At 59.8% G+C, this 14,442-nt stretch carries 18 protein-coding genes and 1 tRNA gene; 10 read left to right on the forward strand and 9 right to left on the reverse strand.

All coding sequences use genetic code 11. The features are described from left to right. Positions 1 to 123: 123 nt before the first annotated feature. From IPI01_04240 to IPI01_04250, 3 genes are read left to right on the forward strand one after another with little or no spacing between them, the layout of a single operon-like run. On the forward strand, positions 124 to 2,556 hold the full coding sequence (locus IPI01_04240) for a response regulator (protein MBK7257012.1): 2,433 nt from the start codon (positions 124 to 126) through the stop codon (positions 2,554 to 2,556). Then, positions 2,547 to 2,858 (forward strand): hypothetical protein, encoded by a 312-nt coding sequence (locus IPI01_04245; protein MBK7257013.1) that lies wholly within the window; start codon positions 2,547 to 2,549, stop codon positions 2,856 to 2,858. Before IPI01_04240 ends, IPI01_04245 begins: the two co-directional genes overlap by 10 nt. An 8-nt stretch (positions 2,859 to 2,866) precedes the next feature. After that, positions 2,867 to 4,288, forward strand: a complete 1,422-nt coding sequence (locus IPI01_04250) for a tetratricopeptide repeat protein (protein MBK7257014.1) — start codon at positions 2,867 to 2,869, stop codon at positions 4,286 to 4,288. Between the two features lie 26 nt (positions 4,289 to 4,314). Here the strand turns inward: IPI01_04250 and IPI01_04255 are convergent, their stop codons facing one another. Genes IPI01_04255 through IPI01_04275 form a run of 5 tightly spaced genes read right to left on the reverse strand, consistent with a single transcriptional unit; the run spans position 4,315 to position 7,659 of the window. Beyond that, positions 4,315 to 4,716, reverse strand: a complete 402-nt coding sequence (locus tag IPI01_04255; GenBank protein MBK7257015.1) for a metal-sulfur cluster assembly factor — start codon at positions 4,714 to 4,716, stop codon at positions 4,315 to 4,317. Further along, the gene (locus IPI01_04260; protein MBK7257016.1) at positions 4,635 to 4,829 is read right to left on the reverse strand and encodes a hypothetical protein; all 195 of its coding nucleotides are present in this window, start codon (positions 4,827 to 4,829) and stop codon (positions 4,635 to 4,637) included. The genes IPI01_04255 and IPI01_04260 overlap by 82 nt, the downstream gene beginning before the upstream one ends. A 1-nt stretch (position 4,830) precedes the next feature. Then, the gene (gene feoB, locus IPI01_04265; GenBank protein MBK7257017.1) at positions 4,831 to 6,954 is read right to left on the reverse strand and encodes a ferrous iron transport protein B; all 2,124 of its coding nucleotides are present in this window, start codon (positions 6,952 to 6,954) and stop codon (positions 4,831 to 4,833) included. Next, positions 6,951 to 7,202, reverse strand: coding sequence for a ferrous iron transport protein A (locus IPI01_04270; GenBank protein MBK7257018.1), 252 nt, complete (start codon positions 7,200 to 7,202; stop codon positions 6,951 to 6,953). Before IPI01_04270 ends, feoB begins: the two co-directional genes overlap by 4 nt. Positions 7,203 to 7,212: 10 nt before the next feature. After that, positions 7,213 to 7,659 carry a transcriptional repressor gene (locus IPI01_04275; GenBank protein MBK7257019.1) on the reverse strand — a complete coding sequence of 149 codons (447 nt, stop codon included), beginning with the start codon at positions 7,657 to 7,659 and terminating at the stop codon, positions 7,213 to 7,215. Between the two features lie 290 nt (positions 7,660 to 7,949). On the opposite strand from IPI01_04275, the gene IPI01_04280 reads away from it, so the two are divergent. Both IPI01_04280 and IPI01_04285 read left to right on the forward strand, forming a co-directional pair. Next, entirely contained in the window at positions 7,950 to 9,056 is a 1,107-nt protein-coding gene (locus IPI01_04280) for a deoxyhypusine synthase (protein ID MBK7257020.1), read from the forward strand. 30 nt (positions 9,057 to 9,086) lie between these two features. Beyond that, positions 9,087 to 9,296: a histone H1 gene (locus IPI01_04285; protein MBK7257021.1), complete on the forward strand. Its 210-nt coding sequence runs from the start codon at positions 9,087 to 9,089 to the stop codon at positions 9,294 to 9,296. 106 nt (positions 9,297 to 9,402) lie between these two features. On the opposite strand, the gene rpsU is transcribed toward IPI01_04285, so the two are convergent. From rpsU to IPI01_04305, 4 genes are all read right to left on the reverse strand, one after another. After that, positions 9,403 to 9,597 (reverse strand): 30S ribosomal protein S21, encoded by a 195-nt coding sequence (rpsU, locus tag IPI01_04290; GenBank protein MBK7257022.1) that lies wholly within the window; start codon positions 9,595 to 9,597, stop codon positions 9,403 to 9,405. Positions 9,598 to 9,618: 21 nt separating this feature from the next. Then, complete coding sequence (locus IPI01_04295) at positions 9,619 to 10,011, reverse strand: hypothetical protein (protein MBK7257023.1); 393 nt, start codon at positions 10,009 to 10,011, stop codon at positions 9,619 to 9,621. A 145-nt stretch (positions 10,012 to 10,156) separates the two neighbouring features. Beyond that, entirely contained in the window at positions 10,157 to 10,342 is a 186-nt protein-coding gene (locus IPI01_04300) for a hypothetical protein (protein ID MBK7257024.1), read from the reverse strand. Between the two features lie 37 nt (positions 10,343 to 10,379). Continuing rightward, positions 10,380 to 10,559: a hypothetical protein gene (locus tag IPI01_04305; protein ID MBK7257025.1), complete on the reverse strand. Its 180-nt coding sequence runs from the start codon at positions 10,557 to 10,559 to the stop codon at positions 10,380 to 10,382. 236 nt (positions 10,560 to 10,795) lie between these two features. Between IPI01_04305 and IPI01_04310 the strand changes: the two genes are divergently transcribed. The 5 genes from IPI01_04310 to IPI01_04330 all read left to right on the forward strand — a co-directional run bounded on the left by IPI01_04310 (position 10,796) and on the right by IPI01_04330 (position 14,319). Continuing rightward, positions 10,796 to 10,869: transfer RNA gene (locus IPI01_04310), tRNA-Ile, on the forward strand. A 136-nt stretch (positions 10,870 to 11,005) separates the two neighbouring features. Beyond that, complete coding sequence (locus IPI01_04315; protein ID MBK7257026.1) at positions 11,006 to 11,386, forward strand: response regulator; 381 nt, start codon at positions 11,006 to 11,008, stop codon at positions 11,384 to 11,386. Then, entirely contained in the window at positions 11,386 to 13,194 is a 1,809-nt protein-coding gene (gene tadA / locus IPI01_04320; GenBank protein MBK7257027.1) for a Flp pilus assembly complex ATPase component TadA, read from the forward strand. Before IPI01_04315 ends, tadA begins: the two co-directional genes overlap by 1 nt. Positions 13,195 to 13,433: 239 nt before the next feature. Then, positions 13,434 to 13,844: a hypothetical protein gene (locus IPI01_04325; GenBank protein ID MBK7257028.1), complete on the forward strand. Its 411-nt coding sequence runs from the start codon at positions 13,434 to 13,436 to the stop codon at positions 13,842 to 13,844. Positions 13,845 to 13,947: 103 nt separating this feature from the next. Further along, positions 13,948 to 14,319 (forward strand): hypothetical protein, encoded by a 372-nt coding sequence (locus IPI01_04330; GenBank protein ID MBK7257029.1) that lies wholly within the window; start codon positions 13,948 to 13,950, stop codon positions 14,317 to 14,319. The last annotated feature ends 123 nt before the right edge of the window (positions 14,320 to 14,442 follow it).

Genomic DNA, 14,442 nt, shown 5'->3' on the forward strand with positions numbered 1-14,442 from the left:
CATAGCCATAGCCCCTTCGTCTCAAGTGACGGTTCAACCACCCCTTGCATTAATCAATAAAATTCATTACTTAGCCTTCGTCACGTTCCCACCCCTGACATCACATCAGGTGCCTCGCAACCTATGTCCACATCGATCTCCTACGAAAGCATTCTCGAAAGCATCAGTGGCGGTTTTTTCGCCATGGATGCCGAATACCGCATTACGTACTGGAATAAGGCGTCGGAAGCGGGGACGGGAATGGCGTCAGCGGATGTGCTGGGGAAGAGCGTTTTTGATGTGTTTCCGAACGCGCGCGAAGCTGCCATCGGCGAGAAATATCGCCTCGCAATGGAGACGCGTACGTTCCAGTCGATCGACTCCGCCTACCGCGATGAGCGGTTCGAAAAGTGGTACGACATCCGCATCTATCCGGCGGAGAACGGCCTGTCGGTCTTCTTCCAGGATGTGACCGAGCACAAACAGGAGCAGATGCAGAAGGAGGTGCTTGTCGAGATCTCCAAGGCCGTGAACACGGCGAGCTCCGTGGACGATCTGAGTCAGCGCTGCGCGAACGTCCTCGCGGTGATGGAGGGGATCCCCTCGCATCTTGTGTGTGTGTACCTGTACGATGCCCGCGCGAATGAACTCCGCCTCGTTGCTCCCGCGTCCCTCGACATCGACTTCCCCGTGGAGCTCGTCCATCAGCGCGTGCACGCAGGTGCAACGACCCTTGCCGCGCGTTCCGCGTACACCAGGGAGCCTGTGGTCACGGGTGCGCTCGCCGAAGGCACGCTCGGCCGGCTCCTGGACGGTACGGTGGATGATCTCCAGCTCCGCTCCGTCGTCGCGATCCCCCTGCTCGTGCAGCAGGAGGTCCATGGCGTCATCGAGCTCATGACCATCAAGGACCCCTCGTACATCGAGGAACGGCTGGCGATCCTCACCGTGATCGCGAACGACCTGGCCGTGGGCCTCAGCCGGCGCAAATTGATCGATGACCTGCGCATGAAGAACCTCGAGCTCGAAGCGCAGACCGAGAAGACCGTTGAAGCGAGCGACACCCTCAAGAAATTCCTTGCGATGTTCAGCCACGAACTCCGCTCACCGCTCAATTCGATCATCGGTTTCTCCGAGCTTCTGACGTCGGACCTGCACGATCTGCCGCCCGAGACGATGCGCGAGTTCATGAAGAACATTCAGGTGAGTGGCAGGCATCTCCAGCAGATCCTCAACGACATCCTGGATCTTTCCAAGATCGAAGCCGGGCAGCTCGAGTTGCATGTGGCGACCTATCCCACGCCGTACTTTGAAGAGGCGGTGCAGCGCGTCCTTGCAGGGCCGATCGCCGCGAAGCGCATACGTTTGACGTGGGCGCCGGACCCGGAGCTCGACGAACTCGTGGTGGACCAGACGCGCTTCAAGCAGATCCTGATCAACCTCGTGTCCAATGCCGTGAAATTCAGCCGCGACGGCGGTGTGGTGGAGGTCACGTCCAGGCGTGTGGGCAACGACATGGTGTTCAGTGTCAGGGACGAGGGCCGTGGCATCCGTCCGGAAGAGATCGCCGGACTGTTCCGTCCGTTCCGCCGCGCCGAAAGTGGCAAGTCACAGAACCGCGAAGGGGTCGGGCTCGGTCTGGCGATCACGCGGAAACTCGTTGAGCTCCACGGCGGCACCATCTGGATCGAGAGTGAATGGGAGAAGGGGACCACGGTGTCGTTCCGCATACCGCTGATCGTGGATGCCACCTCCGAGCGCATCATGCAGGCGGGCATGCTGCTGGATGCCCTGAAGCGTGAGAACTGGCGCAAGGAGGGCGGCGAGAAACCCCTTGCCCTGATCGTCGAGGATTCTCTGCAGGCGGGCGAACTGCTCAAGGTGTACATCGAATCCGCCGGCTACCGTGCGGAGATCGCCAGGAATGGCGCTGATGCCATCGATATGGCGAAACGCCTTCATCCGAACGTCATCACCCTCGACCTGGTGCTTCCGGGGAAGGACGGGTGGACGGTGATGAAGGAGCTGAAAAAGCATCCGCTCTGCAAACATATCCCCGTCATCATCGTATCTATAATAGACGAGAAGAGCCTCGGCTTCAGTCTCGGGGCAGCCGAATACTTCGTCAAACCGGTGAACCGTGAGGAGCTTGTGCAGGCGATGGACCGCGTGCACGTGCTCCCGGGCCGCGATACGAAACGCCCGACCGTGCTCGTCGTTGACGACGACAAATCGGCGGCCGATCTCGTGCAGGTGATCCTGGAGAATGAAGGCTATCGCGTGCTGAAGGCGAATGATGGTGCGGATGGTGTGGCCATGGCGATCCATGAGCGCCCCGATGTGGTGATGCTGGACCTGCTGATGCCGGGGATGTCCGGTTTCGCCGTGGCGCAGCAACTCCGCCAGGTCCCTGCCACGCGCAATATCCCGATCATCGTGCTGACATCGATGGATGTGGATGAGGAGATGCAGCAGCAACTCGGGTCTTCGGTCTCCGGACTGATGAGCAAGGGGGCGTTCACGAAGAAGGACCTGCTGCGCGAGATCACCAACGTTGAGAACGCGAGGTGGCCCTGACGATGTCCGCGCCTCCCGAGGACCGTCCCTCCGACGACCTGACGGTCGAAGAGCTCCTGCACTTCATCGATGCAGAGCACAAAGCGATCCGGACCCTTGCCCATGATGTGGCGAGTCCGATCGGCATCCTCCGTCTCGCGATGCACGTGTTGAGGACGATGAAGCCGGACGGAGAGAAACGCGAGCAGTATTACGAGACCATGAGTCAGGCGGTTGACAGACTCGAGGACCAGATCCGCCGGATGCGGGCACTGACAGAGGTGCCGCCGGGCGGACAACCACCGGACGGGGGACACCCGTGAGATCGTGCATGGCGGCGGTGATAGTGGTTGTGGCAGCGCTCATCGCCGGGTGCAGGGATGATGTTCGCTGGACGACGACCGATCCTTCCGCGGTGGCATGGTATGAGAAGGGGGTGCAGGCATGGCAGCGGTTCCTGTACCCTGAGGCATTTGCAGCGATCGACAGTGCCCTGAGCCGCGATCCCACGTTCGCGGCCGCATGGGGACGCAGGGCCCTTCTGCTGTACTCCACCGGCGATCTCACGACGGCGCGTGCGGCCATCAGCCGCGCACAATCCTTCGCCGAGCATGCAACCCCGCGCGAACGCGACATCATCCGGCTCTGGTCCTTCCGGATCACCGACCGCCGACAGTCCGAAGCAGACCTTGCCGATTCCCTCATTGCGCGGTACCCCGATGATCCCGAACTCTATCTCATCCGCGGGCAGTGCTATGAGGGCGACCGCAAGTACGAAGCGGCTGTGGAAGCCTATGCGCAGAGTGTCGAGCGCGACACCGGGTTCGCCCTCGGCGTGATGTCGCTCGGCTACGCCTACTCGACGCTGGGCGAGCAGGACCGTGCGGTGGAGTACATGCAGCGGTACATCCGGATGGCACCGGATCAGCCCGATCCGCGGGCCTCGTATGCCGACATTCTCGTTCGCGCCGGCCGGTACGAAGAAGCGCTGGAGCAGTACCGGGCGGCGCTCGCCATCAAGCCGGACTACTGGTACGCAGTGCGCGAGATCGGGACGGTCTATCTTATCAAGGGCCGGTTGCGCGACGCGGAACGGCAATTCGAAGAAGCCGGGAACATGCTGCCACCCAACGGCGCCACCGAGTCGGGCATGCTCAGGGTTCGCGGTGTGCTCGACATCCAGCGCGGACAGTTCGGCGATGCCGTGGCCCGGTTCCGCGCGGCGCAGATCGTGGATTCATCGTTCATGAACCAGGCGTATCAACTCGCGTTCGCGTTGAGCCGCCTGAAGCGCTTCGCGGAGGCCCGCGAGGTCGTTGACAGCACCCTGGCGGAGATCGAGCGGCGGGGATTGGCAGGGACGCAGTACATGGAGGTGTTTCACCTTATCCGTGCGCGGGTATACACCGAGGCCGGCGCGCTTGATTCCGCGAAGGCGGCGTGCGATGAGGCGTTGGAACTGGCGAACCCTCTGACGCGGGGAAGGGTCTACCTGCATCTGGCACGGGTGCATCTGGCGGCCCGGAACTGGGACGGTGCGATGGATGCCATCGAGCGGGCGCTGGCCGTGAACCCGGAAGCGCCGGAGGTACTGCACACACTGACGATGGTCTACGCGGGGATGGGGGACAAGGCGATGGCGGGGGAGATCGGTCAACGATTGCTGATGATCTGGCGGGAAGCGGACGCGGACTACCGTCCGCTTCTTGAACTGAAGCGTACCCTCAGGACAGCGGGCGTCCACGTCTCCTGACGGCCCGCTCCCTGTGTGCGGTCTTCCTACCCTTTGAGTCCCAGTTTCTTCCGTGCTTCCGGCGTCATCCTCTCCGGCGTCCACGCTGGTTCCCACACGATCCGCACATCGGCTTCTTTGACGCCGGGAAGTCCGAGCACCCGGTTCCGCACGTCCTGGGCGATCATCCCGCTCATGCCGCAGCCCGGGGTCGTCAGGGTCATCTTCACCCCCACCCAGTCATCGATGATCTTCACGTCATAGATCAGGCCGAGTTCCACGACGTTCACCGGGATCTCGGGATCATAGCACTGCCTGAGCGCATCGTACACCTGTGCTTCGTTCACGGACGCATTGATGGTCTCACTCACGATCGCTTCTCCGTTTCCATTGGTGATGATGCAAGATACGGCTTGCTCTCCGCGGAAGCAAGCGGTGAGCAGTGGCATGACGTGCCGCACTGCCCCACGCCCCGCCGGCGGTAGCGTCTGATCCTCTGCACGAGTATCAGGAGGACGGTGCCGGCCACGACCGCCAGTGCTGCGGGTTCCTGCCAGTTCATGCTACCCTCCCCATCCGAGCAGTGATCCGCCCTGGTAGACGATCAGCGTGGTGCCATACGCCAGTGCGGTCATGTACGCGATCTGGAACGCTGGCCACTTCCAGCTGTTGGTCTCGCGGCGCACCACCGCCACGGTGGACAGGCATTGCATGGCGAGCACATAATAGATCATCAGGCTCACCGCGGTCAGCAGCGAGAACGTCGGCATGCCGGTCTCCGGGTTCATATCCCCGCGCATCGCATCATAGACCGTCCGCTCCCCGCCGGTGAGTTCCGGGTCGCGCACGTTGTAGATCGTGGCCATGGCGCTCACGAACGCTTCGCGTTGCAGCAGCGAGGAGATCAGGCCGATGCCGATCTTCCAGTCGAACCCGAGGGGCCGGATCAACGGCTCGATGGCCTTGCCGGCGCGCCCGGCATAGCTCTGTTCGAGCTGGGTGGACCGTGGTGCATCCTCGCTGACCTTCGGGTAGGCGGTGAGTGCCCACAGCAGGATCGACACGCCGAGGATGATCGTGCCAGCGGTCTTGAGGAATGCGAGCGAGCGTTCCCAGACCTGGTACAGGACGGTGCGGAGCGACGGCATCCGGTAGGCGGGCAGTTCCATGATGAAGAGCGGGGGAGCGCCGCGGAGGAACGTCTTCTTGAAGGCCCACGCCATCAGCAACGCCATCACCATACCGAAGAGGTAGAGGGAGAGCAGGGTGATCCCCTGCACCGACAGCACGCCGAACAGCATGGTGGCAGGGATGAACGCGCCGATGAGGAGTGAGTAGACCGGGAGGCGGGCACTGCAGCTCATCAGCGGTGCCACGAGGATGGTCGCCAGGCGGTCCTTCGGGTTATCGATGGTGCGCGTGGCCATGATGCCGGGGATGGCACAGGCGAACGATCCGAGCAGCGGGATGAACGACTTGCCGTGCAGCCCGACCTTGCTCATCAGTTTGTCCATGATGAATGCCGCCCGCGCCATGTACCCCGAATCTTCCAGGAGTCCGAGGAAGAAGAACAGGAACACGATCTGCGGCAGAAAGGTCACCACTCCCGCGACTCCGGCGATGGCACCGTGCACGATCAGTTCACGGAGGTCGCCCGGCGGCATGAGCGAGGTGACGAATGCGCTCAGCGCTTCGAATCCGGATCCGATCCACTCCATCGGGACGGTGGCCCAGCTGAAGATGCTTTGAAACATCGTGGCCATCACGAGAAGGAAGATCAGGAATCCCCAGAATCTGTGCGTGACGATGCGGTCGATCCGGTCGGTCAGTCGGGCACGTGCGATCTCGGGTGAAGCGACGGCGGCCGCGAGGACCGTGCGGATCCAGGCATAGCGCGACTCCACGAATGCCGATTGCCGGTCGATGCCGAGGTAGTCGAGTTTTTCGACCGACGCCCGGAGCAGCGATGTCAGGGCGGGATCGTAGCGGTCGGCGTGCGCCGCGAGTGCTTCAGGGGAGGAGAGGAGTTCGATCGCCTCATGGCTCGCCTGCGGGAGAGGGAGGTGCGAGGCGGTGTGCAGGTGGTCGCGCAGCCGTTCCCACTCCCGCTGGAGCGCATCCGATGCGTTCCATGGTGGACGGTGGCCGTTGGTGAGAGAAACGGATGTGATCGCCAGGCGGAGAGCCTCGAGCCCTTCGCCCTTCTGTGCCACGACGGGTATCACCGGGCACCCGAGGTGGCGGGACAGGGTTCTGGCATCGATGCACATGCCCTGTTCCTGTGCAAGGTCGCTCATCGTCAGCGCGACGACGAGCGGCAAATGCCGGTCCACCACCTGGGTCACGAGATAGAGATTGCGTTCGAGGTTCGTTGCATCGACCGCGCACAGGACCAGATGTGGTGGAGGGGTATGCGATGTGCGACCGAGGAGGATATCCGTGGCCACGCGCTCGTCGGGGGACTGTGCGTGAAGGCTGTACGTGCCCGGGAGGTCGAGGAGTGTGAAGGAGCCTCCGCCCTTGATCGGGACGCGGCCCTCTTTCTTTTCGACGGTGACACCGGGGTAGTTGCCGACCTTGTGGTGCAGGCCTGTGAGCGCGTTGAAGAGGGTGGTCTTGCCGGAATTCGGATTGCCGATGAGGGCAACGATACGAGTGTCAGTCACCATGTCCACCGGGCGCGTCATACGATGCATTCGCGTTCGAGGAAAATGCTGCATGCCTCGCTGTCGCGCAGCATGAGTCTGTATCCCTTCAGGTGGATCTCGAGCGGGTCGCCCAGTGGCGCGCGCCGTACGAGGCGGATGCGCACGCCCTGCATCAAACCCATTTCGAGCAGACGCTGGCGGGCATTGCGGCCGAGTCCCTGCATTTGCTGTATGGTCCCCGACTCGCCCGGGGCCAATGAACTCAGTGACACGATCTCTTTGGGCATGGCGCTGATCCTATCCTCTCGATTTCCGGCATTTTGCGCACGTCCCGAAGACCTGGAGGCTGGAACTCTGGGGATCGAAGTTCTTCTCGCTGCAGACATCTTCCTGAATGCGATTGAGACGTTCATTGACGAATTCGATGATATCGCCACACTGGAGGCAGACCAGGTGGTGGTGGTGAGGGCGTCCGAACGCCTTCTCATAGCGGGAGCTATTCTCTGCAAATCGATATTTTGAAACCAGGCCACATTCCTGGAGGAGGTCCAGGGTGTTGTATACCGTGGCCTTTGATATCCGTGTACCGTTGGTGATCATCCGGTAGTACAAGCCTTCGGCATCGAAGTGTCCCTGGCTGGCCAGGACCGCATCGAGGACGGCCAGGCGGGAGGCGGTGGATCTGAGATTTCCGTTCGCCCGGAGGTGCTTTGTCAGAATATCGTGGGCAGCTTCAGCATTCATGGACCGTTCCGCTCATTTCTGAACAAATTTTGTCATTCATCAGCCGGACCTTGTATCGGGAGTACTCAAAAAGCCCCTTGAATTCATTGAGCATTTTGACGTTGTCTCTTCTCACCCGATCGGTATTTGCGTTCCTTGTCACGATACCGATGTCACTAATTAGAATTAGTCTAAATAAAAATAACTAACTTTACCCCCTCTTGTCAAGGAAAAAGTGCTTGCGTTCTTCCTCAAAATAACGCATTTTAGACCATACTTGGTTAACCCTATATTCCTCATCCCACGTTTGAATGAAAGCCCATAAGAGTAGATTCCTTAAAGGGAAGGCGATCGCGACGAAGCCGATCCCTGCCAATGTGCCGGTGACTGTTCTGGTCGAACAGTATTTTCAGGCGTACAATGCGGGTCGTCTTGGTGAAGCATGCCAGTTGTTCACGGGCCGGATGCTTGCCAAGGACGTCACGGTTGGGATGAGTCTGACCGGTGCCTTGACACCTGCCGGGCTGGGCGGGTCATGTGTTGTTCCGCTCATTGAGAACGGATTTGTGGATTGGATCGTCAGTACCGGGGCGAATTTGTATCATGATACGCATTTCTCGATCGGCAGGACCCTGCACAAGGGGACGCCGTTCGTGGACGACCGGTTATTGCGTAAAGAAGGCGTCATTCGTATCTATGACATCCTGTTCGATTATGAGGTGCTTTTGAGCACCGACGATTTTTTCCGGACGGTGATGCGCAATCCCGAATTCCAGCGCCGGATGGGGACCGCGGAGATGCATTATCTGATGGGCAAATATGTTGCGGAGCGTGAGCGGGTGCTTGGCGTGAAGAATGCGAGCATGCTCGCGGCCGCGTATCGCTGTGGCGTTCCGGTGTACACGTCATCCCCGGGCGATAGCTCCATCGGCATGAACATCGCAGAAGCCTCGCTTGCTGGTTTCGGGGTCCAGATCGATGTTTTGCGGGACGTCAATGAGACCGCGGCACTTGTCCTTGATGCGAAGCGCCGTGGGGGGAAGAGTGGAGTGTTGATCTTCGGGGGCGGCTCGCCGAAGAATTTCATGTTGCAGACCGAACCGCAGATCCAGGAAGTGCTCAACATCAAGGAAAAGGGGCACGACTTCTTCCTGCAGATCACCGACGCGCGGCCTGACACCGGGGGTCTTTCCGGTGCGACCCCGTCAGAAGCTGTGAGTTGGGGAAAGGTCGATCCGTCGATGTTGCCGGATACCGTCGTGGTCTATCTGGACTCCACGGTGGCGATGCCGATCCTCACCTCCTATGCCCTTGCCCGGAAGAAGAAGCGGCGCCTCAAGCGTCTGTACGACCGCCGGGAAGAGGCCATGGCGTTGTTGAAGCGCGAGTATGAAAAGGCCAGTACACGTTCCAGATAACTCAATCATCCATCCCAAGGAGGGACACCGATGGACAGACTCCAGGAACTGAAAGACCTTCTTGCGACGTTCGAGAAGGACTTCGTAAAATTCTATGAGAAGGGGAACAAGTCCGCAGGGACGCGTGTGCGCAAGCACATGAACGAACTGAAGCGGAAAGCTCAGGAGATCCGCAAGGAAGTCCAGGAGCGGAAGGCGGCCGATGGTGGTACGCCGGCGGCCGAAGGCGCGGAGGAATAGCTCTTTGTGGTTGCCCCGTCGGCCCGCCGGTTCCGGTGGGATCATCGGGGGGCATACAGGGCAGAGAAACGAAGAACCCACCTTGCGGTGGGTTCTTTGTTTTGTATCAGGATGCTTCTGCGGCGTTCCGCAGGGCGCGACGGATGGCTTTCAGACGCTTCATCCGTTTTTTGACGGAGGGCTTCGTGAAATACGCGCGCTTCTTGAACTCTTTCAGTACGCCAGAGCGCTCGTATTTCTTCTTGAAACGCTTTATCGCACGATCGATGGGTTCATTTTCTGAAACGACAATGCCGACCAATCGTGTCACCTCCCTTCGGGGTCATTCTTGGGGTTCGGGATCTATCGCCACATTCTCCAGAAGCCGGCGTTCGCCGAGCCGCTCGAACGACACCACGATGGCGCTTCCGCCGCCGGAGGTGCGTTCCTTGGAGATGATCTTGCCGATATCGTCCCAATCCGTGTGAAAAATTGCTTCTCCCACCCGGTATGTCTTACCCGGTTCATAGTCTGCGGCGTCGGTCCGTTCAAGCGGCTTCTTCGCCACCTCCAGCTCCCGCTTCAGCTCTTCCAGGTTGATCAGCGATACGTGCCGGCACCTGGTACAACGGTACCAGGACCTGTCGGGCTGATTTTCCGCTGATCCGATCAGTTCCATCCGTGCATCGCGGTCGCAATGACCACAATGATGCACGATATATTTTCCTTTTGCCATGTGAACCTCCTGCGGAAAACGGTGCAGTACAGTCCCGGCGAGGTGTACCTGAGGACCCTGGATCCCGGGCGGGTAGTGCAGAGAGTCGTTTAAGAATGTAACGAAATCCCGTGAGGATGTCAACAGAACCTGAGGGGAGAGAATCTCAGCGCGACAGTGACCGTTGCGGGTGCGCCTGTCGTTGCAGGAACGCGTTGTGGACGACGAGTTCGAGGTCGGCATATGTTGCGTAGTGCCGGCCCTGGATGATCTGCCATACGGCCTCGATCTGCAGGTTCAGGGCACGGGCAACATAGACGGCTTCGGCATGTGTGGCTATGCGATGATCCATGGCAGCCCTATCTCCGTTATACGGTTCAAAGAATCCATTACTTGCCGGGGGAACTGAGGCGCTCGATGGGGAGCGGTTTCAGACAGATGAGCACTGCCATCACCAGCTCGGAGTACGATGAGTAGTTCATCCCTCCGATGATGTCCCATACGATATCAACCTTCATGTTCATCGAACGAGCGATCAACACGGCGTCGGCGTGGGTGGCCTTTTTCATGATGTGATCCCGATTGTGTCCAACTGATCTCTGGAGCGGGGTGCATCTCCCGCATGTGTCTCGGTGCAGCAGTGTAACGGTGTGGTTCCAATATATCGCATGGAGGGCGAGGATGTTGTGCCGGAGGGCATGAGCGGACATGCCCCACATATTTTGACGTTTTTTCCGTCCTTGCCGGAGAGGCCATGGTTTCGTATATTTTACCGTGCTGCCTGATCCATGCAGCACGATGCACCGGGCCCTTAGCTCAGTTGGTTAGAGCAGCAGACTCATAATCTGTCGGTCGCAGGTTCAAGTCCTGCAGGGCCCACGAAGATACCCCCTCCCCCCTATTTTCCACGTTCCGCTCCATTTCGGCCTCTCCCCCCGACCAGATTCTGGCGCAGTTTTTGCGATAATATCGCCAGCAATGATAGTGGTCAATGTACCAGCAAAGGTGAGAAGGCATGAAGATCCTGCTTGTGGACGACGAACGAGGTTACCTCAACGTCATGGGTGAAGTTCTCCGTGATTCGGGCTATGAGGTCCTCCTTGCAGAGAACGGCAAACAAGCGCGTGAGGCCCTTGAATTCGACAAGGCCGACTTGATCATTTCCGACGTCTTTATGCCGACGCTGGATGGCGTCCGGTTCCATGACTACGTCCGCGAATTCACAGACGCTCCCGATATACCGTTCATCTTCATGTCCGGGTACGACGACGAGAGCACGCGCAATCTTGTCGTGGATCCCGACCGTGATTTCTTCTTCAGCAAGACGACGCCGATCGACAAGGTGCTCTTACTGATCGATAACCTCCGGCGAACGATCGAGCCCGAGGCACAGTGATGGACGCTCCGTACGAGACAGCAGAAGGCCCGCCGGTCCCACGGCCGGCACCTGCAGGCGCGGCCCCGCCACTCACATCGCTGCTCGAGCATCTCGTGCGCAGCGGCGTGATCAGCAAGCAACACGCCGTTGATGCCACCGAGTGGAAGCGGAAGAACGACAAGGACAAGCGCGGACTCGTCGAGATCCTCGAGCAGGTCCTCAATGTTCCCGCCGATCCCCTGCGTCAGGCCGTCGCACAGTACTACGCATTCCGTACCGTCACCCTGCTTGACAGGAGTGTGCGCCGGCTCTTGCTCTCCGATGTGCACAAGATCGTCCGGGGTCTGCCTGAAGCGACGTTCCAGCAACTCATCAAGCTGAAGCTGCTGCCGTTCGATGTTGCTGAGAACCAGCCCGACAAGGTCGTGCTCGTTACGCCCAACCCGGCGGACCGCGAGATCCACGAATTTGCAAGGGTTTTCCCCTATAAACGGTTCGAGATCTGCTACATGAAGGAGGCGGAATGGGCCGAGTACTGGCGCCAGGTCTCCTCCAGCAACGCCAAGGACACTGCTGATCCGGCGTCGACCGCGGCCGCAAAGGTCTCCGAAGGTGACTTCGAGTCGCTGATGGACCGGGAGATCGCGCGCGCGAAGATCAACGTGCAGCTGGACAACCTGATCCTCGATGCGATCCGTTCGAATGCATCGGAGGTCCACATCACGCCACGCGGCCCGCGCAAGACGGAGGTCATGTTCCGGCTTGACGGCCATCTCGCACTTTGGGCATCGATGGACGACGTCCGGTGCGAAGCGGTGGCGACGGCGCTGAAGGAGCGTTCGATCGGGATCGATCGGTATGAGCGACAGGCGGCACAGCAGGGAACGATCGAACGTACCGTCGAGAATATCCCGGTGCGCATCGCTGTGTCCGTGCTCCCTCTCCTGACGCGCGACAGTCAATCGCGCATCGAGTCGATCGTCCTGCGGATCTTCCGCGATGCGAACATCCTCCCCGGTCTCGATGGCCTCGGGTGCGATCCGCATGTCGATCAGGTGATCCGCAATGCGATGGCGGCTTCGCACGGCCTCCTGTTGTTCGCCGGCAGCGCGCGTGATGGCGCGGCATCGACACAAGTGGCAGTGCTCCGTGCGCTGATCAAGAATGCCGTGAATGCGTTGGTCATCCAGGATCGCGTGCAGTTCATCATCGACGGTGCGCGACAGGTCAAATTGAATCCGCGGTTGACCGCTGACGATGCCCTGTCCATGATCACCGATCATGATCCGGACATCATCATGCTTGGCGACCTCACGACGCCCGGGAGGGCTGAGATCGCTGTGCGGTTGGCGAATATCGGCCACATGGTCCTTGCTACCCTCCCGGTCAGGAGCGCGACCAAGGCCCTCACGCACCTCATCGATCTGTCAGGATCGGCATTCCGGGCATCGGAGGCAGTTACCGGGATCGTTGCCCAGCAATCGCTCCGCCTCCTCTGTCCGCGTTGCCGCAAGCCGTTCCCTGAGAATCTGCAGGTCGAACAGCTTGAGCGCCTGCGGGTGAAGGTGGAGCCGCCCGTGACGTATCGTGCGGTGGGGTGCATCGATTGCAAGGGAGGGTACAGCAGCAGATGGATGTTGTATGAGGCGTTCGCGATGACGCAGGACGTCCGGCACGTCCTTCTCCAGGAAGCAGGACGTACTGATGAAGCGCAGATCGAAGCAGCGGCGGAGCGGGGTGGTCTGGTGACCATGGCGCGTCAGGCGCAGGATCTGTTCGTGGCGGGATCGACGACGGTCGAAGAACTGCTTGCATTCTCTTTGTGACGGGACCATGACACCGAAGTCTTTGCCAATCCTACAAACACGGGCGGTCAGATTGACCGAATGCGGTAAAAGTGATCCTCAACAGATGTGCTGTTCCCGCGATTTCGCGCGGTAATGGCAGAAGGCAGGCGACGTCGATGTTGGCACAGCGCTTGCTCTTCTACCAACCAACGAACGAAGTCGCATAGAAAAAAAACTGTAGTTCGCTTACACCACCAACATCATAAAGGAGTTACATCATGGGACAGCAGCAGCTTCTTCTGATCATCCTCGGCGTCATCGTTGTCGGTATCGCAGTGGCGGTCGGTATCACGATGTTCACGGACAACGCCATCAGCGCGAACCGTGATGCGGTCACGAATGACCTGGTCAACCTTGCGGCACGTGCGCAGCAGTTCTATCGCCGTCCGACAGCTCTCGGTGGTGGTGGCAACAACTTCACGGGCCTTACTGCTGATCCGGCCGGTCTGCGCAAGCTGACGAACCGTGAGACCAACGCCAACGGCACGTATTCCATCACGACGGCAGGTAATGCAACGGGCGTGGTGCTCCAGGGCGTCGGCACCGAAATGGTCGATGGGACCAACTATGTGACCATGGAGATCCATGTGTCGAACACGAAATCGGATAGCGTTGTGATCGTCCATTAACGATGTGCCGGAGGGGGCCTCGTCTGAGGCCCCTTTCGTTGTTCCTCTAACGATGTCATGTTCACTGAACTAACGGAGCAGGCGAGCGATGGGAAGTCAGCAGATGTTGTTGCTGATAGTCGGGGTGCTGATGATCGGACTGATGATCTCCATCGGAGTCATCATGTTCGGCGACGGTGCTTCTGCATCCAATCGCGACGCCATTGCCAACGACCTGACCGCCCACGCCTCCAAGGCGCAGGTCTACCAGAAGAAGCCCCGGTGTATGGGTGGGGGCGGCAATTCATTCGTGGGATTCTCCCTGGCCAGCACCGCCCAGAGCAACGGGAACGGAGCGTTCACCGTGTCGGGTGCGACCGGGACGCAGGTCACGATCGAGGGCGTCGGGTCCGAGATCGGGTATGATCGCATACATCCGGTGAAGGTTGCGGTCATGGTGCGTGCGGATTCGATCCTTGTGTCAGAGTTGAATTAGCGGTTGGTCGGGGGTTCTGAACCAGGGCCCTTTTCCTGAGGTGGTCTGAGAGTGGTGGGAACACAAGCCGGGCAGCACAGACCAGTGTACGGAACGGGTGCCTTTTCGCGTTTACGGAGTTCA

The organism is Ignavibacteriota bacterium (assembly GCA_016707525.1).
Lineage (GTDB): Bacteria > Bacteroidota > Ignavibacteria > UBA10030 > UBA6906 > JAGDMK01.